Annotated in this window: 8 protein-coding genes; 5 read left to right on the top strand and 3 right to left on the bottom strand. The window is 76.8% G+C overall.

Features of this window, described 5'->3' with window-relative positions; all coding sequences use genetic code 11:
- The first annotated feature begins 34 nt into the window (after positions 1 to 34).
- Genes ACFCX4_RS03740 through ACFCX4_RS03720 form a run of 5 tightly spaced genes read left to right on the top strand, consistent with a single transcriptional unit; the run spans position 35 to position 7,864 of the window.
- Entirely contained in the window at positions 35 to 1,081 is a 1,047-nt protein-coding gene (locus ACFCX4_RS03740) for a pyridoxal-phosphate dependent enzyme (protein WP_376138629.1), read from the top strand.
- Positions 1,078 to 2,556 (top strand): argininosuccinate lyase, encoded by a 1,479-nt coding sequence (gene argH, locus ACFCX4_RS03735; protein ID WP_376138627.1) that lies wholly within the window; start codon positions 1,078 to 1,080, stop codon positions 2,554 to 2,556. The genes ACFCX4_RS03740 and argH overlap by 4 nt, the downstream gene beginning before the upstream one ends.
- Entirely contained in the window at positions 2,553 to 3,755 is a 1,203-nt protein-coding gene (locus tag ACFCX4_RS03730) for an ATP-grasp domain-containing protein (RefSeq protein ID WP_376138625.1), read from the top strand. The genes argH and ACFCX4_RS03730 overlap by 4 nt, the downstream gene beginning before the upstream one ends.
- Before the next feature lie 15 nt (positions 3,756 to 3,770).
- A complete protein-coding gene (locus ACFCX4_RS03725; RefSeq protein ID WP_376138623.1) occupies positions 3,771 to 6,956 on the top strand; it encodes an amino acid adenylation domain-containing protein in 3,186 nt (1,061 codons plus the stop codon).
- Positions 6,953 to 7,864: a kinase gene (locus ACFCX4_RS03720; RefSeq protein ID WP_376138621.1), complete on the top strand. Its 912-nt coding sequence runs from the start codon at positions 6,953 to 6,955 to the stop codon at positions 7,862 to 7,864. Before ACFCX4_RS03725 ends, ACFCX4_RS03720 begins: the two co-directional genes overlap by 4 nt.
- On the opposite strand, the gene ACFCX4_RS03715 is transcribed toward ACFCX4_RS03720, so the two are convergent.
- From ACFCX4_RS03715 to fabD, 3 genes are read right to left on the bottom strand one after another with little or no spacing between them, the layout of a single operon-like run.
- The gene (locus tag ACFCX4_RS03715; protein WP_376138619.1) at positions 7,851 to 8,867 is read right to left on the bottom strand and encodes a TauD/TfdA family dioxygenase; all 1,017 of its coding nucleotides are present in this window, start codon (positions 8,865 to 8,867) and stop codon (positions 7,851 to 7,853) included. The genes ACFCX4_RS03720 and ACFCX4_RS03715 overlap by 14 nt on opposite strands.
- Positions 8,864 to 21,769: an amino acid adenylation domain-containing protein gene (locus ACFCX4_RS03710; RefSeq protein ID WP_376138617.1), complete on the bottom strand. Its 12,906-nt coding sequence runs from the start codon at positions 21,767 to 21,769 to the stop codon at positions 8,864 to 8,866. Before ACFCX4_RS03710 ends, ACFCX4_RS03715 begins: the two co-directional genes overlap by 4 nt.
- The gene (gene fabD, locus ACFCX4_RS03705; RefSeq protein WP_376138615.1) at positions 21,766 to 24,150 is read right to left on the bottom strand and encodes an ACP S-malonyltransferase; all 2,385 of its coding nucleotides are present in this window, start codon (positions 24,148 to 24,150) and stop codon (positions 21,766 to 21,768) included. The genes ACFCX4_RS03710 and fabD overlap by 4 nt, the downstream gene beginning before the upstream one ends.
- Between the last annotated feature and the right edge of the window lie 12 nt (positions 24,151 to 24,162).

The raw sequence follows: 24,162 nt of genomic DNA, 5'->3' as shown, positions 1-24,162 counted from the left end.
GACCGGTTGTCAGAGGACTGCCTCGGGGAGCACGATGGTGGAGAACGCGTATCTGGAATCGACCGAGGCGGTCCTGCTGCCACGGATCATCAGGCTCGGGGGCAACCTCTACGGTGCGGCCTTCACCCTGATGAAACTGGTGCCGGCCCGGCACATCCTGCTCAAGGCCGAGCGGTCCGGGCTGCTGGGGCCGGACACCGTCGTCGTGGAGACCACGTCCGGCACCTTCGGCCTGGCCCTGGCCATGCAGACGGCCCTCATGCGGCGCCGGCTCCTGCTGGTCAGCGACCCGGTGATGGACGCCGCGCTGCTGCGCCGGCTCACCGACCTCGGGGCCCGGGTGGAGATCTGCGCCGAGCCGGCCGAGGTCGGCGGCTACCAGGAGGCGCGGCTGGCGCGGCTCGCCGGGATCCGGGCCGAACTGCCGGACACCTTCTGCCCGGAGCAGTACGAGAACCCCGACAACCCGGCCTCCTACGCCGTCGTCGCCGAGCACCTCGAACGGACCCTGGGCACGATCGACTGCCTGGTCGGGCCGATCGGCTCGGGCGGCTCGATGTGCGGGACGGTCGGGGCGCTGCGCGCCGGCCGCCCGGAGGTGCTGGCGATCGGCGTCGACACCCCGCACAGCGTGCTGTTCGGGCACCCGGACGGCCCCCGGGAGCTGCGCGGCCTCGGCAACAGCCTGCTCCCCGGCAACCTGGACCACAGCGCGTTCGACGAGGTCCACTGGTGCACCGCCGGCGAGGCGTACGCCGCCACCCGGCTGCTGCACCGCGCGCACGCGCTGTTCCAGGGCCCGACCAGCGGCGCCGCCTACCAGGTGGCCCGGTGGTGGGCCGACCGCAACCCGGACGCCCGCGTCGTCGTGATGCTGCCCGACGAGGGCTACCGCTACCAGGACACCGTCTACGACGACGACTGGCTCGCGGCGGGGGGCCACACCATGCCGCCGCCGCCCGGGCCGGTCGCCGTCGCCGACCCGACCAGGCCCACCGACCGGTGGAGCATGCACCCGTGGAACCGCCGCGGTCTCGCCGAGGTGCTGGACGCCCGCGCCGGCGAGGAGGCCGTCCGATGAGCCGTCTCACCTCGACCGTCGGGGCCCGGATCCAGTCCATCGTCTACGGCTCGCCCACCCCGGCCGAGCTGGGCGCCGAACTGGCCCTGACCACCCGGATCGACCTGGCGCACCTGGTGATGCTCGCCGACCGCGGCCTGATCGGCCCGGCCGACGCCGCGGCGCTGGCCGGGGCGATCCAGCGGCTGCGCGCCGACGGCTTCCGGCCGCTGCACGGCGTGCCGACCCCGCGCGGCCTCTACCTGGCGTACGAGCAGCTGCTCAGCGCCGAGCTGGGCGAGGACACCGGCGGCCGGCTGCACACCGGGCGCTCCCGCAACGACCTGAAGGCGACCGCCACCGCGCTGCGGCTGCGCTCCGAACTGCACGGTCTGGTCTCCGAACTGGCCAGGCTGCAGGCCGTCCTGCTGAGCCGCGCCCGGGCCGACCGGGACACCGTGATGCCGGTCCACACCCACTTCCAGGCCGCCATGCCGGTCACGTACGGCTACTACCTGGTGGGCGTCGCGATCGCGCTCTCCCGCGACATCGCGGCGCTGCGCCGCTGCGTGGACGAGCTGGACCGGTGTCCGCTGGGCGCGAGCGCGGTGGCCGGCACGGACCTGCCGATCGACCCGGCGCGGACCGCCCGGCTGCTGGGCTTCACCGCCCCCGCCCGGCACGCGCTGGACGCCGTCGCGAGCCGGGACGACGCCCTGCGCGCCCTCGCCGCGGCCGCCGGCGCGGCCCTGACGATCAGCCGGCTGGGCGCCGACCTCCAGCTGTGGAGCAGCGCCGAGTTCGGCTTCGTGGCCTTCCCCGACCGGCTGGTCGGGGGCAGTTCGGCGATGCCGCAGAAGCGCAACGCCTTCCTGCTGGAGCACGTCAGGGCCAAGGCCGGGGCCGCGATCGGCGCGTGGACGGCGGCGGCGGCCACCACCCGGGCGACCCCGTTCACCAACGCGATCGAGGTCGGCACCGAGGCGGTGGCCGCGGTCTGGCCCGGTCTGCGGGCCGTCCTGGAGGGCACGGTGCTCGCCCGGGCGGTGGTCGGCGGTGCCCGCCCCGTCCCCGCGCGGATGCTCGCCCGTGCCGAGGACGGCTTCGTCGGGGCGACCGCGCTGGCCAACCGGCTGGTCCGCCAGGGCGTGCCGTTCCGCACCGCCCACGGGCTGGTCGGCGGCGCCGTGCGGAACGCCGTCGGGCGCGGGTCGGACCGGCTGGCCGCCGAGGACATGCCCGCCGAACTGAAGGACACCGACGTCTCGTTGGCCGCGCTGGTCGCCGAGCAGCGGTTCGGCGGCGGCCCCGGCGAGTTCGACGCGGTCTTCGCCGCCGGGTACGAGGCGCTCACGGAGCACGCGGACTGGCTGGGCGCCGTCCACCGGCGGTGGGACGACGCCGCCCGGGAACTGGCGGACGCCGTCTCCCGCATCATGGTGGCGGACCCGGCCGGTACCGACGGCCGGAACGTCACGGAAGGAGCCGGGAGTTGACCTGGCTGGCACTGATCGAGAGCAACACCACCGGTTCGGGACGACAGTTCTGCGCCGCCGCCCGCGGCCTCGGGCTGCGGCCCGTCGTGCTGGCCGCGCAGCCCGGACGCTACCCGTACCTGGCCGAGGACGCGGTGGACCACCTGGTGCTGGACACCGCCGACCGGGAGGCCGTGCTCGCGGCGTGCCGGCGCCTGGCCGGGGAGGGCGGGCTGGCCGGGGTGACGTCGAGCTCGGAGTACTTCATCGCCACCGCCGCCGCCACCGCCGAGCGGCTCGCCCTGCCCGCGCCCGACGCCGGGGCGCTGACCGAGTGCCGGCACAAGGACCGCCAGCGCGCCGCCCTGGAGGCGGCCGGGGTGCCCGTGCCCGGGTACACCGCCGTCACGGACGTCGAGGCCGCGCTCACGGCGGCCGGCCGGACCGGCTACCCGGTGGTGGTCAAGCCGACCACCGGCTCCGGCTCGGTCGGCGTCCGGCTGTGCGCCGGCCCGGCCGAGGTCCGCGAGGCCGCCGCCGCCCTGCTCGGCAGCCCCGTCGACGAGCGCGGCCGGACGGTCCCCGCCACGATACTGGTCGAGGAGTACGTCGACGGCCCGGAGTTCTCGGTGGAGACCTTCGACGGCGCGGTGGTCGGCATCGTCGCCAAGCACCTGGGCCCGGCACCGCACTTCGTGGAGACCGGGCACGACTTCCCCGCCCCGGCGGCGCCCGACGGGCTCGGCGCGACCGCCCTCGCCGCGCTGGCCGCGCTGGGACTCGGCTGGGGGCCCGCCCACACCGAACTGCGCCACGGGCCGCGCGGCCCGGTGGTCATCGAGGTGAACCCCCGGCTGGCCGGCGGCATGATCCCCACGCTGGTGCGGCACGCCGCCGGGGTGGACCTGGTGGCCGCCACCGTGGCCCGGGCGGTCGGCCGCCCCGCCGCCGTGGAGCCGCGGCACCGGTCGTACGCCTCGATCCGCTTCGCGCTCGCCGACCGCTCCGGCACCGTCACCCGGGCCGACGGCCGGGCGGGCGCACTGATCCTGCCCGGGGTCGAACTCGCCGAACTCACCGTGGCGCCGGGGACGGAGCTGCGGCTCACCCACTCGTTCCGGGACCGGTACGGCTACGCCGTGGCGACCGGTCCGGACAGCGCCACCGCCGCCGATCGCGCCGCACGGGCCGCCGCCCACCTGCTGCTGGCGATCAGCTGACCATCAGGAGACCAGATGACCGACGCGCAGCAGCCCACCACGACCGCGCTCCCCCGCTGGACACCGGCCGGGGCCGCCCCCGAGCCCGGCACCGGCCGGCACCGCACCGCCGTCGACCCCGGGCTGGCCGCCGTGCTGGGCCGCCGGGCCGACGAACTGGGCGTCGACCTCGGGGTGGTGCTCTTCGCCGCCCACCTCAAGGTGCTCGCCGCCCTCACCGGTGAGCGCGGCCTCGTCGCCGGCCGTCTCACCAACGACGGCCCGGGCGCCCACGCCGCCACCGTCACCGACGGCACCTGGCGCGAGCTGGTCGGCGAGGCCGCCCGTGCCCTGGCCGACCCGGTGGCGGCCGACCCGGAGACCCGGCTCGACCTGCGGACCGGCGCCTCGCCCGATCCGGACGCGGCCCTGGCGATCCACTACGACGCCGACCTGACCGCGACCCTGACCTACCGCCGGGACGTGATGACCGCCGACCACGCCGAACGGGTCGCCGGCTACCACGTGACCGCGCTCGCGCTGCTGGCGGACGACCCCGACGCCGCCCACCACGAACAGAGCCTGCTCGGCGCGGAGGAGCTGGCCCGGCAGTTCACCGAGCTCTGCGGCCCGAGACGCCCGTTGCCCGAGGGCACCTTCGTCGAGCTCTTCGAACAGCGGGTCCGCGAGCACCCGGACGCCACCGCCGCCACCCACGGCGAGCGGGTCTGGACCTACCGGGAGCTCGACGAGCGCGCCAACCGGATCGCGAACGCGCTGCTCGGCCAGGGCCTCGCCGACGAGGACGTGGTGGCGGTCGTGATGGACCGCAACCTCGACTGGGTCGCCGCCACCCTGGGCGTGCTCAAGGCGGGCGGCGTCTACCTGCCGGTCCGCCCCGACTTCCCGGCCGGCCGGGTCGCCGACCAGCTGACCCGCAGCGACTGCCGGCACGCCGTCACGGAGCCCGGCAGCGAAGCCGTGCTGCACGCCGCGCTGGCGGCCGCCGGGCGCGACTGCCGGATCCTGCTCGCCGCCGACGCCTACCGCACCGGATCCGCCGGAGCACCCGGCCTGGGCATCGGCCCCGACCGGCTCGCCTACATCTACTTCACCTCCGGCTCCACCGGCGCCCCCAAGGGCGCCATGTGCGAGCACGAGGGCATGCTCAACCACCTGTACGCGAAGATCGACGACATGGAGCTGCGGGCCGGCGAGGTGGTCACCCAGATCGCCTCGCAGTGCTTCGACATCTCGCTCTGGCAGGTCCTGGCCCCGCTGCTGGCCGGCGGCTCCACCCTGATCGTCGACACCGCCGACCAGCTCGACGTCGACCGCTTCCTCGAACTGCTGGCCGGCGGCGGCGTCCAGGTCGTCCAGATCGTGCCGGCCTACCTCGACGTCATGCTCTCCCGCCTGGAGCAGCACCCGCGGCCGCTCGGCGACCTGCGGTCGGTCTCGGTGACCGGCGAGGCGCTGAAGGTCAGCCTGGTCAAGCGGTGGTTCGCGGTGCAGCCGGGGATCCGGCTGGTCAACGCGTACGGCGCGACCGAGGTCTCCGACGACACCATGCACGCGGTGCTCGACCGGGTTCCCGAGCGGGACCTCGCCGTCGTCAACGTCGGCCGCTCACTGCGCAACGTCAACACCTACGTCCTCAACGAGCGGCAGCGGGTGGTCCCGCTCGGCGCCCCCGGCGAGATCGCCTTCTCCGGTGTGTGCGTCGGCCGCGGCTACATCAACGACCCCGAGCGCACCGCGCTGGCCTTCACCACCGACCCGTACCTGCCGGACACCCGGCTCTACCGCACCGGAGACTACGGCCGCTGGCTGCCCGAGGGCACCATCGAGTTCCTCGGGCGCCGCGACGAGCAGGTCAAGGTGCGCGGCTTCCGGATCGAGATCGGCGAGATCGAGAACCGGCTGCTCCAGATGCCCGGGGTCGCCGAGGCGGCCGTGGTCATCGCCGGCAGTCAGGACGCGACCAAGAACCTGGTCGCCTTCCACACCGGCCCGGCCGACGTCCAGCCCGCCGACCTGCGCGACTTCCTCGCCGCGACGCTGCCCCCGTACATGGTGCCCTCGTACTTCCACCGGCTCGACGCCCTGCCGCTGACCGAGAACGGCAAGACCGACAAGAAGCTGCTGACCGCGCGGGCCGAGGAGCTCGGCCAGGAGGCCGCCGCCTACCTGCCGCCGGCCACCGGCACCGAGCGGCGGCTGGCCACCGCCTGGGCCGAGGTGCTGGGCGTGCTGGTCGGCCGGATCGGCCGCGACGACGACTTCTTCAAGCTCGGCGGCACCTCGCTCGCCGCCGTCCGGCTCATGGTCCGGCTCGAACGGCAGGTCTCGCTGCGGGACCTGGTCGCCCGACCGGTCCTGCGCGACCTCGCGGCCGTGCTCGACGCCTCCGCCGCCGGCGCGGGTGCCGGTGCCGGGACGCCGGCCGGCGGCGAGCGGCTGCTGCAGCGGCTCAACACCCCGGAGAACGGGCCGCGGGCCACCCTGGTCTGCTTCCCCTACGCGGGCGGCAACGCCGTCAACTTCCAGCTGCTCGCCCGGGCCCTGGCCCCGGCCGGGATCGCGGTCGCCGCGGTCGAACTGCCCGGCCACGACATCAGCAGCCCCGACGAACCCCTCGCCGACGTCCCCGAGCTGGCCCGCCGGGTCCTCGCGGAACTGCCCGACGGCCCCCTGATGCTGTGGGGCCACTGCGCCGGCGGCGCCCACGCGGTGGAGCTGGCCAGGCTCCTGGAGGCCGCCGGCCGCCCCGCCGAGCGGGTGTTCATCGGCGCGCTGCTGCTGGAGGAACCGGCCGAACTGCGCCGGGAGACCGCCGAGGTGACGGCGCTGTCCGGTCGGGAGATCACCGCCCGGATGCAGGGCGACGCCGCGTACGTCGAACTCGACCTGCTCAAGGCCGAGCGGGCCGATCTGGTGGGCCGGGCCTACCGGCACGACGTCCGCTCCACCAACGACTACCTGCTGGCGCTCCAGGAGGAGTCCGCCGCGCCCCGCCTCACCACCCCGCTGGACGTGGTGCTGGCGGACGACGACCCGACCACCCGGGAGCCGCGGGAGCGCTACAAGCTCTGGGAGCGCGTCTTCGACTCGGTGGGCCTGCACGCCTTCACCGACGGCGGCCACTACCTCGCCCGGACCCTTCCGGCCGAGGTCGCCGCCCTGGTGGCCGGCCGCCTCCCGGAGGCCCGGCAGCGGTGAGCACGTACCCCACTCCCGGTGGCGCCCCGGTCCTCTCCCGGGGCGCCACCGGCGTCAGCACCTGTTTCGGCACCTTCGGCGAACTGCTCCAGGGCCGGCTCCCCGCCCCCGACGAGGACTTCCTGGTCACCCTGCCGGTGGCCCGGTGGACGATGGCCTCCTACCGGGTCGACACCGCCCTGCCCGGCCTGGAGGTCCGGCCCGGGCACAAGGGGAAGGCCCGGCGGATGGCCGCGATGGTGCTCGCCGCCGCCGGCGCCCCGGCCTCCGGCGTGCTCACCGTCGAGAGCAACCTGCCCGAGGGCAAGGGCATGGCGAGCTCCTCGGCGGACCTGGTGGCCACCGCCCGCGCGGTGGCCAACGCGGTCGGCCTGGAACTGCCGCCGGCCCGGCTGGAGGAGCTGCTGCGCCGGATCGAACCGACCGACGGCGTGCTCTACCCGGGGGTGGTCGCCTTCGACCACCGCCGGGTGCGGCTGCGCGCGGTCCTCGGCTCGCTGCCCACCATGACGATCGTCGGCCTGGACGAGGGCGGCACGGTGGACACCGTGGCGTTCAACCGTCTGGACAAGCCGTTCACGGCCGGCGACCGGCGCGAGTACGCGCGGCTGCTGGCGCGGCTGTCCACCGCGGTGGACCGGCGCGACCTGGCCGCGGTGGGCGCGATCGCCACCCGCAGCGCCGAGATGAACCAGGCGCTCTGGCCGAAGCGCACCCTGCCGGAGGTCCTGCGGGTGTGCGAGGAGACCGGGGCGCTCGGCGTGGTGGCGGCGCACAGCGGCACCATGCTCGGGGTCCTGCTGGACACCGCGGACCCGGACTACGTCGAGCGGATCGCCGCGACGGTCCGGGCCTGCTCGCGGATCACCCCGCGGGTGTCGCTGTTCCGTTCGCTCAGCTTCGACTGACTCCGGTCGCCGGGCCCGGGCCCGCGTCCGCTCCCGGGCCCGCGTCCGCGTCCGCGTCCGCCCCTACCGTCCAGGGATCCGCCAGGGCGACGGCGATCCGCCGCTCGCCCTGGTACGGATCCCTGCTGTGCGCCGTCCGCAGATTGTCCACCACCAGGACGTCCCCGGAGCACCAGGGCTCGCGGACCGTGTGGGCCTCGTAGACCTCGTTGATCAGGTCGACCTCGGCGCGGCCCAGCGAACCGCCGTCCCCGCACAGGGTGTTGAACGGCAGCCCGTCCGGCCCGAACTCGAACTCCAGGTAGTCGCGGACCGCCGGGTCCGTGGTCCACTCGTTGAGGAAGGCGATCTGGTTGAACCAGACGCGCTCCCCCGTCCCCGGGTGCCGGAGCACGGCCGGCCGGACCCGGCTGGTGCGCAGCACGCCGTTCGCCCCCCAGCGCAGACCGATGCCGTTCGCGGCGCAGTAACGCTCCAGCTCCGCCCGGGAGGTGGTACCGAAGGCGGTCTGCCAGTCGACGCCGACCGGGCCGTTGTGGCTGCGCCGCAGCTCCCAGCCGTGCCGTTCGAACCGGGCGACCAGCGCGGCCGGCAGGTCGCGCAGGACCGCCGCGCCGTCGGCGAGCGCGACCGCGCCGCCCTCCGCCGGGGCGGTGAGGCAGGCGAAGACCATCCGGGAGGGCACCGTGCGGGCGTAGCTGAGTTCGTGGTGCATGCACATCGGCTGGTCCGGCGGCCACTCGGTGGACGAGTAGAGGCCCGGCCGGAGCTCCGTCCTGGGGGCGAACGGCTCGTACTCCGCCATGAGGCGCGAGGTGACCGCCGAGGCGGCGGCCGCGGCCGCCGCCTCGTCCGGGAGCGCGAGTCCGCGGAGCAGGACCGCGCCGTGCTCGGCGACCGCCCGGTCGACGGCCGGCCGGTGCTCCGCCAACTCCTCGACGGAGCAGGTCAGCCGGGCGACCGGCGGGCGGCCGGGCGCGGTCGTGAGGTCCAGGGAGGTCATGCGCGGGCCTTTCCGTTCGCGTGGAAGTCCAGGTCGAGCAGGGAGGCGACCAGTGGCACGGCCGCCGGCGCGGCCGGGACGGCTTCCGGGGCCGCGGCGATCCCGGTGTTCCCGGTCGCCGGGGCGGGGACGGGGGCGGGGACAGCGGCGCGCTCGCGCCAGAGCCGGCGGCGGCGGAACACCGGCGGCGGCAGCGGCGACCGCCGCGGCAGGGACGCCGGGGCGCCGGACACGACGGCGTGCGCGTTGGTGCCGCCGAGCCCGAAGGCGCTGACGCCGGCGATCCGCGGGCCGGTCCACTCCCGCCGGGTGGCGGGCGTGAACGGGGAGGCCGCGAAGTCGAACCGGGGGTTGGGGGTGTCGCAGAACAGGGTCGGCGGGATCTCCCCGTGCTCGACCGCCAGCAGCGCCTTGAGCAGACCGGCGATGCCGGCGGCACTGAGCAGGTGACCGAGGTTCGACTTCACGCTGCCGATCGCGCAGTAGCCGCTGCGGTCGGTCTGCTCGCGGAACACGTCGGTCAGGGCCCGCAGTTCGATCGGGTCGCCGATCAGCGTGCCGGTGCCGTGCGCCTCCAGCAGCCCGACCTGGTCGGCCCGCACCCCGGCCACGGCCAGGGCCCGGCGGACCACCTGCCCCTGGGCGGCCGGGTTCGGCGTGGTCAGTCCCATGGTGCGGCCGTCGTTGCCGACCGCGACCGCGTCGATCACCGCGTGCACCCGGTCGCCGTCGCGCAGGGCCGCGGCCAGCGGCTTGAGCAGCAGCATCCCGCAGCCCTCTCCGGGCACGAAGCCGTCGGCGTCCCGGTCGAAGGCGGCGCAGCGCCCGCGCGGGGACAGCGCCCGGGCGTGGCTGAACTCCAGGTACGGCTCCTCGTCGAGCAGCACCTCGACCCCGCCGGCCAGCGCCAGCTCCGACTCTCCCGCCAGCAGGCTGCGGATCGCGGTCTGGACGGCGACCAGGGCCGAGGAGCAGGCGCTGTCGACGACCAGGGCCGGGCCGCGCAGGTCGTACTGGTGGCTGAGGCGGGCGGCGATGAAGTTCTGGTCGCCGCCGAGGCCGGTGGCGGCTCCGTCCAGGCCGATCCGGTGGCGGTAGCCCGACATCCGGGCGCCCATGAAGACGCCTGTGTCGGTGCCGCGCACCTCCTCCTCCTGGTAGCCGGCGTCCCGCAGGCAGGCGGCCGCGCCCTCCAGGGCGAGCCGGATCGCGGGGTCGAGGTCGCGGGCCCCGGCGTCGGTGAGGCCGAAGAAGTCCGGGTCGAAGTCCTCCAGTCCGTCGAGGAATCCGCCCCACTTGCTGATGCTGTGTCCGGCCAGGCGCTCCGGCCGGTAGAGCCGTTCGACGTCCCAGCGGCCGGCCGGGACCTCGGTGACCGCGCAGTCGCCGGCGCGCAGCAGGCGCCAGAAGGCGTCCTGGTCGGGCGCGCCGGGGAAGCGGCAGGCCAGGCCGATCACCGCGATCCGCCCGTCGGGCGTACCGGGGTGCTCCGCCGGCACGGCGGGCTGCGGCGCCGAGGCGGACTGCGGCGCCGCGGGCTCCGCCGACGGCGACGGCGACGGCGACGGCAGCGGAAGCGGAAGCGGAAGCGGCGACCGCCCGGTGGCGCCCGCGGCCCTGAGGTGGGCGTCGAGCCGGCCGATCGTCGGGTGGTCGAACAGGGCGGTCGGGGAGAGCGGCCGCCCGGTGGCGGTCTCGATCGCGGTGACCAGCTCGGCGAGCAGTACGGACTCCACCCCGAGGTCCCCGAAGGTGGCCTCGACATCGAGGTCCGCCTCGGGGATGCGCAGCGCCGAGGCGAACAGGCCGACCAGCCAGGGCTCCGCGCTCGGTGGCGCGCCGGCTCCGGCCGTGGCGACCGCGGTGACCGTGCCGACGGGAGCCGCGGCCGTGGTCCCGTTCGCCGTCCCGGTGGGCGCGGGGCCCGGCCGGTCGACGTGCAGCGCGGTCGCGGCGTCGAAGCCGCCGGCGCCGGCCGGACAGGGCAGGTACACCCCGGCCGGCAGGCCGAGCACCCGGTCCAGGACGGCCAGCCCGGCCGCGTCCGGGAGCGCTTCGAGACCGGCCCGGGCCGCCGCGCCGGGGTGGCCGGTGCCGCCCCCGGTGTCGCGCCAGACCGGCCAGTTCACGGCCCGGGTACCGGGCCGGTGGCGGGCGACGGCGTCCAGCCGGGCGTTGGCCGCCGCGTAGTCCGCCACCCCGGCCGCCAGGGCGGGTAGCGCGGCGCTGACGGAGGAGAAGAGCAGGACGAAGTCCAGCGGGTCCGCCGCGGTCAGCTCCAGCAGGGTGTCCAGCCCGTCGCCCTTCGGCTCCAGGACGGCCCGGACGTCCGCGAGGTCCTTGCGGATCAGGGGTGCGGGGCCGGTGCTCGAACGTCCGGCGCAGTGCACCACGCCGCCGAGCGGGCCGAGCGCGGTGCGGACCGCGTCCAGGAACCCCGCCAGCCCGTCGCGGCCGGTCAGCGGCCCGGTGTGGGTCATCACCCGGGCGCCGAGCCGTTCCAGCTCGCGGATGTTGGCGACCGCCTCGGCGTCGGGGCCGGTCAGTCCGCCGCCCCAGGAGTGCCGGGGCGGCAGCGGCCGCAGCCCGAGCACGGCCAGCCGGCGGGCGCCCCGTCCGACCAGGTGCCGGGCGGTCAGCGCGCCGAGCCCCCGGGTGCCGCCGGTGACCAGGTACACCCGGTCCGGGTCCGGCCGCCAGGGCGCCGGGTCGGCTCCGACCGGGACCAGCACCGGCCGGTGCCGCCGGCCCGCCCGCAGGCACAGTTCCCCGTACGGCCCGGAGTCCCGCCAGACGTCGAGGAGTTCGGGCAGCAGGTCGGGCCGGTCGGTGTCCAGGACGGTGGCCCGGGCCGTCGGGTACTCGGCGCCGAGCGGGCGGACGAATCCGGCGAGCCGGGACCCGGCCGGGTTCGGCCGGACCCCGGGCAGGGCGGACAGGCCGCTGGTGACCTGGAGGATCCGGACCCCTCCGGCGGGCCGGGCGGCCAGGACCTCCTGGAGGATCGCCAGCCGGGCCGTCCAGGGCCCGGCGTCGTGCTCCTGCTCCGGGCCCTCGCCGAGCGCGCACAGGTCCAGGACGCCGTCGACCGGTCCCCGGGCGAGCAGGCCGCGGACGGCCGCGACGGCGCCGGATGCGTCCCGGAAGTCGGTTCCCTGGCGGAGCGTCACCAGCTCGGCCGGGGCGAACCCGTCGGCCGGGACGGGCCGGTCGTCGGCCAGCAGACAGAGCACGGTGCCGGCGGGTGCGGGTCCGGGCGCGGGGAACGGCTCCTCGCACCAGTCGCGGGCGAGCAGCGGCACCTCCGTGTCGGCCCCGGCCGGGACCACCGGCAGGGGCCCGGGCGACGGCAGGGGCGGCCGCACCGGCTCACCGGCCCCGGGATCCCCGCTCCCGGGGCCGCCCGCGGGACTGTCGGCAGGGTCGTCGGCGGGGTCGTCCGCCCAGCAGCGCACCGCCTCGAACGGGTAGCCCGGCAGGTCGGCGATCCGGCGCGGCGCCGGGTGCAGCGCCGCCCAGTCCACCGCGCCGCCGTCCGCCCAGTGCCGGGCGAGGGCGGCCGGCGGGGTGCCGGGCGCCGCGAGCGGGCCGGCCGTCGTACCGGCCCGGCCGCGGACCACCGCGCCGGTGTCCCCGGCCAGGTAGCGGTCCAGCAGTTCGGCGAGGTGGGCCGGATCGTCCGCCACCACCGCCAGCCGCTCACGCATCGCCTCCCGGCCGAGCTGCGCGGTGTACGCGAGGTCGGCCAGCGGCGCGGGGCGGACGGCCAGGATCCGCCGCCAGCGCCCGGCCAGCAGCCTCAGCCGCTCCTCCGTGCGGGCGGAGAGCACGATCAGCTGCGGCCCGTCGGCCGGTGCCCCGGCGGCCGGCGGCGGGACCTCCCTCGGGTAGGCCTCCAGCACCACGTGCGCGTTGCTGCCGCCCGCGCCGAAGGCGCTGACGCCGGCCCGCCGCGGCAGGTCCGCCGGCCACGGCTCGGCCTCGCGCTGGACCCGGAAGGGGCTCCGCGGCCAGTCGACGTTGGGGTTGAGCCGCTCCGCGTGCAGCGACGGCACCAGGGTGCCGTGGCGGAACTGGAGCACCGCCTTGGTCAGTCCGGCGATGCCGGCCGCCGCCTCCAGGTGCCCGGTGTTGGACTTCAGCGAGCCGATCGGCCAGTGGCCGGGCGGCCGGTCTCCGGTGGTGAACACCCTGGCCAGGCCGTCGAGTTCGATCGGGTCGCCGAGCGGGGTGCCGGTGCCGTGCGCCTCCAGGTAGCCGATGTCCTCCGGCCGCAGGCCGGCGTCCCGCAGGGCCCGGCCGACCAGCTCGCCCTGGGCCACCGGGTTGGGCACGGTGTAGCCGTTGGTCCGCCCGTCGTGGTTGACGGCGGTGCCGAGCAGCACGGCGTGGATCCGGTCGCCGTCCGCGAGCGCCCGGGCCAGCGGCTTGAGGAGCACGGCGCCGACGCCCTCGCCCGGGACGAAGCCGTCGCCGCCCGCGCCGAAGCTGCGGCAGCGGTGGTCCGACGACGCCATGCCGAGCGTGCGCAGGGTGGCGAACTTGTTCGGGTGCAGCGAGAGGTTGACGCCGCCGGCCAGCGCCGCCTCGCACTCGCCGCGCCGCAGCGCGCCGACCGCGAGGTGGAGGGCGCTCAGCGAGGCGGAGCACATGGTGTCCACGGTCAGGCTGGGCCCGTTGAGGTCCAGGAAGTAGGAGACCCGGTTGGCGATCCCCGCGACGGCCGAGCCGACCGGCCGCGGACCGCCCAGCCCGAAGAACGGGTACTCGTTGTACATCGAGCCGACGAAGACCCCGACCCGGCCGCCGTGCCGCTCTCGCAGCCGTTCCCGGGTGCAGCCGGCGTCCTCCAGGGTGTGCCAGACCGTCTGCAGGAACAGGCGTTCCTGGGGGTCCATCGCGGCGGCGTCGCGCGGGGTGATGCCGAAGAACAGCGGGTCGAAACCGGCGACGTCGTCGAGGAAGCCGCCGGTGGCCCGCTCCGGGCCCCGGGCGCCCCGGCGGCCCGGCGGGAGCTCGGTGACGAGGTCCCGGCCCGCCAGCAGGTGCTCCCAGAACTCGTCCAGGTCCTGCGCCTGCGGGTAGCGGCCGGCGATGCCGACCACCGCGATCCGGCCGTCCCCCGGGGCATCCGTGGCCGTACCCGGGACGGGCCGGGGACCGTCGACGTCCGGCCGACCGGCCGCGGGCAGGCCGGGCGCGGGCAGGTCTGGCGCGGGCAGGTCTGGCGCGCGGCGTTCCGCGCCGGACGCACGGCGGAGCGCGGCGAGGGCCCCCGCCGCACCGGCGAGGTCGCGGTGGGCGAAGAACAGCGTGCTGGGCACCTCCGCGCCCAGGTCCGCGCTCAACCGCGCGCTCAGCCGCACGATCTGGGCCGAGGAGATGCCGTAGTGGTCCAGCGGGGTGTGCGGGTCGAGCCGGTCCAGGGGGACGCCGGAGATCTCGGCGTAGACCGCCGTCAGGTACTCCGTCGTCCCGTCCTCGTCGGTCGGCTCGCCCGCCGCGGCGGCGGCGGCCCGGTCCTTTGGCAACGCCTCCAGCACGTGGCGGACCGGCCGCGACGGCAGGCCGGGCAGCGGCACCCGCCGGGCCCCGGCGGGCCGGTAGGGCGTCCAGTCGAGGTCCCCGCCGGACACCCAGGCCGCCAGGGCCGGGTCCGCCGGGACGTCCGGCGCGGCGCCCCGGTGCAGCGCCTCCAGGGCGGCGCGGAGCTCCGCCGGGGTCACGGCCTCGACCACCGCACGGCGGGCGAGGGCGGGCCGGCCGGACTGCAGGGTGAAGGCGACGTCCGCCGGCTCCGGCGCCCGGCCGGGCACCAGCGCCCGGTTCAGCCGCCCCGCCAGCTCGGCGAGCTGCTCCCCGGTCGGCGCGGACAGCGGCAGCACCAGCCGGACGGACGTTCCGGCGGCAGCGGGCGGCGGCGCGGCCGGAACGGCCCGCAGCACGGCGTGCGCCAGTGAGCCGGTGGCGCCCACGGCGTTGACCAGGACCCGGCCCGGCCCGGCCGCCGGCCAGAACGCCAGGCGGTCCGCCGGGCGGAGGGCGGCGGGCCAGGAGTCCCCGGCCCCGTCGGTGAGGACGGTCGGCGCGATCTGGCCGTGGCGGAACTGCAGCAGGACCTTGATCAGCTGGGACATCCCGGCGGCGGCCTCCAGGTGGCCGACGTTCGGCTTGACCGTCCCCACCGTCACCGATCCGCCCGCGAACACGGTGCCCAGCGCCTCGATCTCGGCCGCGTCCGCCAGCAGGGCGCCCGCCGCCGCGCACTCGACGTAGTCCACCTCACCGGGTGCCACCCCGGCCCGGGCCAGGGTCGCGGCGAGGGACCGGGCGAGCCGGCCCGCCTGCGGGCTGGCGAAGCGGCCGTCCCCGCCGCTGTGCCCGACGCCGGTGGCCTCGACCACCGCCACGGCGGTGTCGCCGTCCCGCTCGGCCGCCGCGGCGGTGCGCAGCAGCACGGCCGCCACGCCCTCCCCCGGGGACCAGCCGGCCGCCGCGGTGTCGAAGGCGCCCGCCGGGAGCCGTTCGGCGAGCAGGCCCAGGCCGGTGAGCAGTTCCAGGTGGTACGGGTGGGTGAGCAGGTTGGCGGCGGCGACCACCGCGGTGGCGCACTCGCCCCGGCGCAGGCTCTCGGCCGCGAGGTGGAGCGCGGTCAGCGAGGACGAGCAGGAGGTGTCCACGGCCAGGCTGGGGCCGTCCCAGCCGAAGGCGTGCGAGATCCGGTTGGCGGCCTCGGAGGCGGTGGCGGAGATCACCGCCGGCTCGCCCGCGCGGGCCCGGTCGGCACCGACGTGCTGGTAGTCCTGCCACATCGCCCCGAGGAAGACCCCCACCCGGCCGGCCCCGGCGAGCGAGCGGGCGGTGTGCCCCGCGTCGTCCAGGCACTCCTGCACGGTGTGCAGCAGCAGCCGCAGCTGCGGGTCCATGGCGGGCGCCTCGACCGGTGCGACGCGGAACAGCAGGCTGTCGAAGCCGTCGACGTCGGCGAGGTAGCCGCCGGGCGGCGCGGCCGCGGGGAACTGGCCCGCCCGCCCGTCCGGCACCCCGGTCAGTGACCGCCGGCCCTCGCTGAGGTTGCGCCAGTAGGCGTCCAGGTCGTCGGCACCGGGGAACCGGCCCGCCGCGCCGACGACCACGACCTCCGGCGCCGGCCCGCCGGGACCGGCGGCGTCGACCGGGACGGTGGCGGCGGCCGGGGCGGCCGCTGCCGGAGCCCCCGGAACGGCCGGGACGGGCAGGACGGTCGGGACGGACGGGACGAACAGCGGCCGCGGGCCGTCGGTGCCCGCGGCCGCCGGCGGAGCGGCGAGCGGGCCGCCGAAGAACGCGTGCAGATAGCGGTGGCGCGGGCCGAGCCCGAGCCGTTCGCGCAGCGGGTCCAGCGTCACGGTACCGACCGGGCAGAGCCCGATCCCCGTGAACGGCTGCGCCAGCAGCAGCAGTTGGCCGAGGTAGCCGGCCTCCAGCAACTGGAAGCGCTCGCTGTCGGCGCCGTACAGCGGCGCGATCGCGTCGTCCGCGCCGAACAGGTACAGCTCGAACGCGGCCCGGTCGTGCACCGGGCGGTTGTAGACGAAGTGCCGGGACCGGTCGAGCCGCGGCTCCGGGTCGACCACCCGCAGCACGTGGTCCACCGGGTGGTGGTAGTACAGGCCCTCGGGCACGCCCTCGACCCCGCCCGGGCGGACGTGGACGTAGACCTGAACGGCGTAGGTGTCCCCGGCGGAGGGGTAGAGCCGTCGCCGGCGGCCGCCCGTCACCGTCTCCCGGAGCAGGCCGAGCAGCCGTCCGAACGCCTGCCGGGAGACGGGGCCGGTGCCGAACTCGCGCCGGCTCTCCCGCCAGGCGAAGTGCTCCTCGGCCACCGGCTCGTCGTCGAGGGGGAGCACCCGCTCCCCGGGGACGGGACGGCGCAGGTCCCAGCGGGCGCGCTTGAAGGCCTCCCGCTCGCCGGCATCGAAGAAGTCGACCTCACCGGGCGCGGGCGCCTCGCCGGCCGGGGGTTCGGCGGCGGGCGGCTCGACGGCGCACGGCAGCGGCGCGGGCACGGGCACGGAAGCGGGCACAGCCGCGGTCGCGGTCGCGGCAGCGGCAGCGGGCACGGTCGCGGGCGTCACCGGCTCCGGCGCCCGCTCCGCCACGGCGGCCTCCGGCCCCGCCCCGGCCGGGGCCGCCTGGGCCAGGACCGCCCTGGCGATCCCGGCCACGGTCGGGTCGAGCAGCAGCGCCGACACCGGCACCTGCCAGCCGTACCGCTGCTGGAGCGCTCCGGAGACCTGCACCATGGTGAAGGAGGTGGCGCCCTGGTCCCAGATGTCGGCCCCGGCGTCCACCGCGGACACGTCCAGCAGCTCGGCGAAGACCTCGGCGATCTCCGTCGCCAGCGCCTCGGCCGACGGCACCCCGGGCACCGTCCCGCCCGGTCCCCCGCCGTCCCCGGCCCCGTCGTCCGCCGCTCCGCCGGTCGGCTCCGGCGCCGGCCGGAGCCGGCCTGCCGTCAGCTCGTGCCGGCTTCCGGGCTCGACCGGCCACGGCAGCGCCTCGCGGTCCAGCTTGCCGTTCGAGGTGGCCGGGAAGGCGTCCACGAAGGCCACCACGTTGGGGACCATGTAGTCGGGCAGGGTCTGCGCGGCGTACCGGCGCAGCTCGGACACGGCCGGCCCGCCGCCCCCGGACGGCACGACGTAGGCGACCAGCTTCCGGTCGCCCGTCCGGTCCGGCCGGGCCAGCACCACGACGTCCCGGACGTCCGGGTGGCTGCGCAGCCGGTGCTCGATCTCGGGGAGCTCGACCCGGAAGCCGCGGACCTTGACCTGGCCGTCGGCCCGGCCGTGGAAGGAGATCACGCCGTCCTCGAAGAAGCTCGCGCGGTCTCCGGTGCGGTACATCAGGGCACCGTCCCGGTCCGCGAACGGGTCCTCGACGAACCGCTCGGCGGTCAGTTCCGGCCGCCGGTGGTAGCCGAGGCTCAGGCAGTCGCCGCCGATGAAGAGGTCGCCCTCGACGCCGGGCGGACAGGGGCGCAGCCGCTCGTCGAGGATGTGGTAGACGGCGTTGTCGATCGGGCGCCCGTACGGGATGCTCCGCCAGGACGGGTCGACGGTGCCGACCTCGAACCAGTTCGACCAGACGGTCGCCTCGGTCGCGCCGCCCAGGCTGACGATCCGGGCCCGCGGGAACAGGGCGCGGACCTGGTCGGGCAGGGGCAGCGGGGTGAAGTCGCCGCTGAGGTAGACCAGCCGCAGGGTGTCGGTGCCCGGCCGGCCGGCCCGGGTCGGGAACAGCGGGGCCAGCTGGGCGAGGGTGGTCGGGGCCGAGTTCCAGAAGGTGACCGGCTCGCGGAGCAGCACGTCCAGCAGGAGTTGCGGGTCACGTTGTTCGGCCTCGTCCGCGATGTACAGCGAGGCGCCGTAGCCGAGCAGGCCGAGGAGGTCGAACACCGACAGGTCGAAGCCCAGTGAGGTGACGCAGAGCCCGACGTCCTGCGGCCCGAAGCCGTGGGTCCTCGCGCACCAGCGCAGCAGGTTGAGCAGGGGGCGGTGGCTGACCTCGACGCCCTTGGGGGCGCCGGTGCTGCCGGAGGTGAAGATCACGTAGGCGAGGTCGTCGACCGTGCCGACCGGTTCCGGGTCGTGCTCGGGCCGGCCCGCGGCCGTGACGGCGAGCGTCCGGACGTCCCCGGGCGGCGGCGGGCCGGTCGGGTCCTCGTCGGTGAGCAGCAGGCCGACCCGGGCGTCCCGCAGGATCGCGGCGGCCCTGGCCCCGGGCAGCGAGGGCTCCACCGGGACGTAGAAGCCGCCGGCCTTCAGCACGCCGTGGACGGCGGCGGCCATCGCGGGCCCCCGGCGCACGCTGATGCCGACCGGTGTGCCGGGGCCGACGCCCTGTTCGCGCAGCGCCCAGGCGATCCGGTTGGCCCAGCGGTTGAGCCCGCCGTAGGTGAGGGTGCCGCCCGCCCACCGGACGGCGACCGCGTCGGGGGTCTCCGCGGCGCGGTCCTGGAACAGCAGCTGGACCTGCCGGTCGTCGCCCACGACGGCCCCGGCCCCGGACACGCGGGCGGAGCCGGAAGCGGCGTCGGACGCGGAGCCGGGACCGGCCGCCGCCCCGGAGCCGGCCAACCCGGTGAGCAGTTCGCGGTAGTGCGCGAACATCCCGTCCAGCCAGCCCGGTGCGAAGCGCTCGGCGTCCGCGTCCCAGTAGAAGCGCAGCTCGTCCCCCTCGTCGATGGCGATGCAGTCCAGCGCCACGTCGGGCGTGCAGGTCAGCCAGGGGCCGAGCCGGACGCCCTCGGGCAGCTGCTGGCCGGAGAGGTCCAGCAGCCCGGTGTAGACGACCGGCAGCTCGAACGCGCCGGTCCGCCGCTCCCGCATCACCCGGCGGCGCAGCTCGCCGAGGCCACTGACGCCGTCGGCCTCCTCGTCCGCGGCGACGACCTCGCGGAACGCGGCCGCCTGCTCCCAGAGGCCGAGGCCGGCGTCCTCGCGGCTGACCCAGCTGAGCGCGGTGTACTCGCCGGGCCGGTAGGGCCGCGATCCCTCGGTCCAGCGGACCACGGGGAGGCTGAACGGCACGGGGTAGTGCCGGGCCAGGGCCTCGGTGCAGGCGGCGGCCAGCAGGTCGTCCGGGGTGAGCCCGGCCCGCTCGGCCCGTTCCCGGACGCTCCGCCAGCCGGTGAGCAGCCCCTCCAGCCGGCGGCGGGTCCGCGGGCCGGCCGCCGGTGCGACGGCCGGCCCGGCGTGCAGGGCGGCCACCCGGGCGCGCCAGTGACCGGTCCGGGCCGTCCACTCCGGGGTGCCGCGCAGGGCCTCGCGCCCGGCGGCGTACGCCTCGTACCCGTCGGTGGCGACCGGCTCCGCGTCCGGGTCGGCGTAGTGGCGGAACAGCTCCCGCACCAGGAAGTGGATGCTCCGGCCGTCCAGCACGGTGAGGTCGGTGGTGAGGTGGACGGTGGCGGCCCCGTCGGCGGCCAGGGTGACGCAGAGCTCCGACTGGGGGCCGCGGCCGAGCGGCAGCGCCCGCCCCGCCATCCGGCGGGCCAGGTCCGCGAGGACGTCCGCGGGCCGCTCGGCGACCGCCAGGTCGATCACCGGGATCGCCCACTGCGAGGGGACGTGCGGGTCGACCTCCAGCCGTCCCTCCCGGGTGACCACGGTGCGCAGCACGTCGTACGTCCGGACCAGCGTGAGCCAGGCCGCCTCCAGCCGCCCGGTGTCGAGACCGTCGACCTCGAAGGAGTGGTGGACCTGGCAGCCGTCCCAGTCCCCGGGCCCGGTGACGGCGCGCGGCACGAAGTACGCCTGCTGGAGCTCGTTCATCGGGCGCCGACCGGCCGGCCGGTCGCCGAGGCCCGCCAGGGCGTTGACGAAGGCGGCGAACAGCACCTCGGCCTCGCCGGTGGCGAAGCGCGCCGCGAACACGTCCCAGCGCAGCCGCAGCGCGCCGTCCTGCTCCCACATCTGGTGGTCGAGGGCGACGCCGGTGGTCTGGCTGAGGGCGTGTCCGACGGCGCCCGCGAAGCCGTCGGCGCCGGCCCGGCCGCTGCCGAGCAGGCTGGTGAAGACGACCGGCAGGACGGGGGCGGGGGCCGAACGGTCCGCGGCGCGCAGCGCGCGCAGGGCGGCGACGCCGGACACGGAGGCGTGGTCGAGGCCGTCCAGGAGCAGCCGGTGGACCTCCCGGGCGGCCTCGGGCAGCGTGCGGTCCAGGGTGTCGGGCAGCGGCAGGACGAGGCTGGAGGTGAACGGGCCGACCAGGTCGTCGGCCTCGGCGGGGAGCCGGGAGCGGTCGTTGGTGGTGAGCACCAGCGAACGCGGCCGGCGCTCCCGCTGCCGGCCGAAGGTCTCGGCGAAGACGGTGAGCACCAGGGCGGTGGGCGACACCTCCCAGGCGGTCGCGAGGCGGCGCAGCACCTGCCACTGGTCCGGGTCGATCCGCCCGGTCAGCGCGGTCCGGGTGGCCGGTCCGCCGGTGGCGGGGCCGCCCGGCAGGGGGCCGTCCGGCAGGCCGGCCAGCCGCTCGGTCCAGTACTCGACGTCCGCCCGGTACCCGGGGGCGCGGCGCTGCCGGGCGAGGTCCGCCAGGCACTCCCGGACGGTCGTGCGGGGCTCCGGGAGCGCGTGCCGCGGGTCCCGGTAGCAGTGCCACCAGTCGTCGAGGACGACGCCGAGTCCGTGGCCGTCGATGAACAGCACGTCGATGCTCAGGTGGACGACCGCCTGCCCGTCGTCGTCCCGGGAGACCTCGACGGCGTGCATCGGCCACTCCCCCGGCCGGTACTGGCGGTGGGACAGCCGGGCGCGGACCTCCGGGGCGCCGGCGAGCGGGCCGACCGGGAGGCGCACCGGCTCGACGCGTTCCCGGACGCGCTGGCGGCCGTCCGGGGTGATCTCGGCCCGCAGCATGTCGTGGTGGCGGACGACCCTGTTCCAGGCGTCCTCCAGGGCGGCGGTGTCCAGGCCCGGCACGGTGAACTCGCGGTAGACGTGGCAGCCGATCGGGTCGTCGCCGAGCCGCGGGTCCTTGGCGACCAGGTAGGCCTGCTGGAGGTCGGTGAGCGGGAACGGCTCGTACCGGTCCGCCGGGCCGCCTGCGGCGGTGTCCGCGGGTGCGGGCGTTCCGGGGCCGGCCCCGGCCGGCCCGGCGGCGGGCGGCGCGGCGGCGTCCGCCCCGGCCGCCGCCTCCTCGACCCGCTCCAGCACCTCGGCCGGGTCCGTGCAGCGGGCCAGCGCGGACACCGGGACGTCCACCCCGAACTCGCGCCGCAGCTGGAACCAGACCCGGGTCAGGGCCAGCGACTCCAGCCCGAGTTCGCGCAGCGGGCGGTCGAGGGTGACCTCCCGGCCGGGCAGCACCTCCGCCAGGATCCGCAGCAGCGTCCGGGCCCGTTCGTCTTGCCTCACGTCACGTCTCCTGGAGTGGCAGCGGACCAGGTGCGCAGCGAGCCGTCCAGCAGCTCGGCGGCACCGGTCATCAACAGCTCGGCGACGGCGTCCACGTGCCGGGCACGCCACGCCTCCAGCGGGGTGCCGGCCACCAGGCGGTTGAACGCGCCCAGCGCCGGTCCGCAGTGGATCTGGTAGTTGACCTGCTCGCCCGGGGTGCCGTCGAGGGCGATCCGGGTGGAATGGGCGAAGTACCAGCGGAAGACCCGGGCCATCCGGACCTTGGGGTGCTGCTCGGCCCGGGCCAGCTCCGCGGGCCGGGTCCCGGCCAGGTGCTCGCGGGTCTCGGCCCAGATGTCGTCGAAGGTGCGCCGGAAGTACCGTTCCTCCAGCGTCCGGCGGGTCTGCGCGTCGATGTCGTCGAGGCCGTCGAAGCGGCGGTAGACCTGGAACAGCTTGTTGGCCCGGGCCGGGAACAGGGTGCCCTTGCGCACCACCTGGACCCGGGCGCCGAACTCGAACATGTCACCGGCCGGCGCGTAGGCGGTGTCCTGCACGTCGACCGTGGCCAGCAGGTCCTTGACCGCGTCCGAGGTGCCGGCCTCGACCGAGCACTGGTTGACCGAGCCGGTCAGCACGAAGTCCGCGCCCAGCACGAAGGCCGCGGCGACCGACTCCGGGGCGCCCAGCCCGCCGGCGGCGCCCACCCGGATCCGCCGGGGGTAGCGGTGCCGGGCGGCGGCGTCGTCGCGCAGCCGGAGCATGGCCGGCATCAGCGCGTAGGGGCTGCCCGCGTCGGTGTGGCCGCCCGAGTCGGCCTCCACGCAGATGTCCCCGGCCACCGGCAGCAGCGCCGCGGCCTCGGCCTCGGCGGGGGTGAGCGCGCCCTCGGCGACCAGTCTGCCGAGGATCGGCGCGGGCGGCGGGCTCAGGAAGGCGGTGGCGACCTCGGGCCGGGACACCTTGGCCAGCACGTGCCGCACCGCGGTCGGGGTGCCGTCGGCCGCGCGGTGCGCGCCGGCGAAGCGGAACCGGACCACGGCGGGCGTCACCGCGGTGAAGGCGGCGGCCTCGGCGTACCGGACGTCATGGGCGAGGAGCAGCTCGACGAGGGCCCGTTCGGCCGCCGGATCGTCGGGCGAGGCCAGCAGGTTGACGCCGAACCGGCCGTCGGGGCCCAGCCGGTCGCGGATCCCGCGGATCGCGGCCCCGGTCTCCGCGAGCGGGAGACCACCTGAGCCGAGGAAACCCATCAGCCCGGCCCGGGCCATCCGCACCACCAGGTCGGCGGAGGCGATGCCCCGGTACATCGCGCCCGCCAGATAGGCGTGGCGCAGTCCGTAGTCGGCGCGGAACTCGGCCGAGCCGAGGTGCTCGGGCCGCACCGCCCCGGCCTGCACCGCCGGCGGCGGCGCGGCGACGGGGGACGCCCCGACGGGGACGGGGACGGGGACGGGGACGGGAGCGGGCGCGGGCGCGGGCGCGGGGCGCTCCGGAGCGGGCGGCTCCGGAGCGGGCGCCACCGGCCCGGCCCCGGCCGGCGGCAGGGGCGCCGGCCGCTCACGGGCGGCCTTCCAGAGGTCCGTGAGCACCCGCCCCGGCCCGATCTCGACCAGCTCGGTGACCCCCCGGCCGAGCAGCAGGCTCATGCTCTCCCACCAGCGCACCGGCGCCGCCACCTGACGGGCCAGCAGCTTCCGCACACCGCCCGCCGGGTAGGGGCGGGCGGTGGCGTTGGCGATCACCGGGATCCGCGGGTCGCGCAGCTCGGCCGTCGCCAGGAACCGCTCGAACTCGGCCGCGGCACCGGCCATGTAGCGGGAGTGGAACGGCGCGCTGACCTTCAGTGGCACGCAGCGCCCCAGCCCCGCCGCGGCCACCGCCCGGGCCGCCGCGCGCAGCGACTCCTGCGGACCTGCGAGCACCACCTGGACCGCCGAGTTGCGGTTGGCCAGGTCGATGTCGTCGAGGCCGGAGTCGGCCAGCAGCCCGATGAGCCGGTCGGGGTCCGCACCGAGCACGGCGAGCATGCCGCCCCCGTCGGCGCGGCCCATCAGCTCGCCGCGCCGCTTGACCAGCCGGACCCCGGTGGCGAAGTCGAAGCAGCCCGCCGCGAACAGCGCGTTGTACTCCCCCAGGCTGTGCCCGGCGAGGTAGGCGGGCGCCGGCGCCTCCGCCAGCCGGGCGAGCCCGCTCAGCGCGTTGACCACGAACAGCGCGGGCTGCACCGAGCGGGTGTCCGTCAGACCGGGCCCGGCGCCCCGCAGGCACACCTCGCGAACCGGGTACCCGAGGATCCCGTCGGCCTCCCGGACGAGGTCCGGGAACCGGTCGAACACCTCGGCCCCCATGCCGACCCGCTGCGCCCCCTGCCCCGGGAACGCCCACACCTCGGTCATCCGTCTCGCCTC

The organism is Kitasatospora sp. NPDC056327, assembly GCF_042261735.1.
In the GTDB taxonomy this organism is placed as follows: Bacteria; Actinomycetota; Actinomycetes; order Streptomycetales; family Streptomycetaceae; genus Kitasatospora.
Note: the sequence above shows the minus strand (reverse complement) of the source record. Positions and strands in the feature narration are given on the sequence as shown.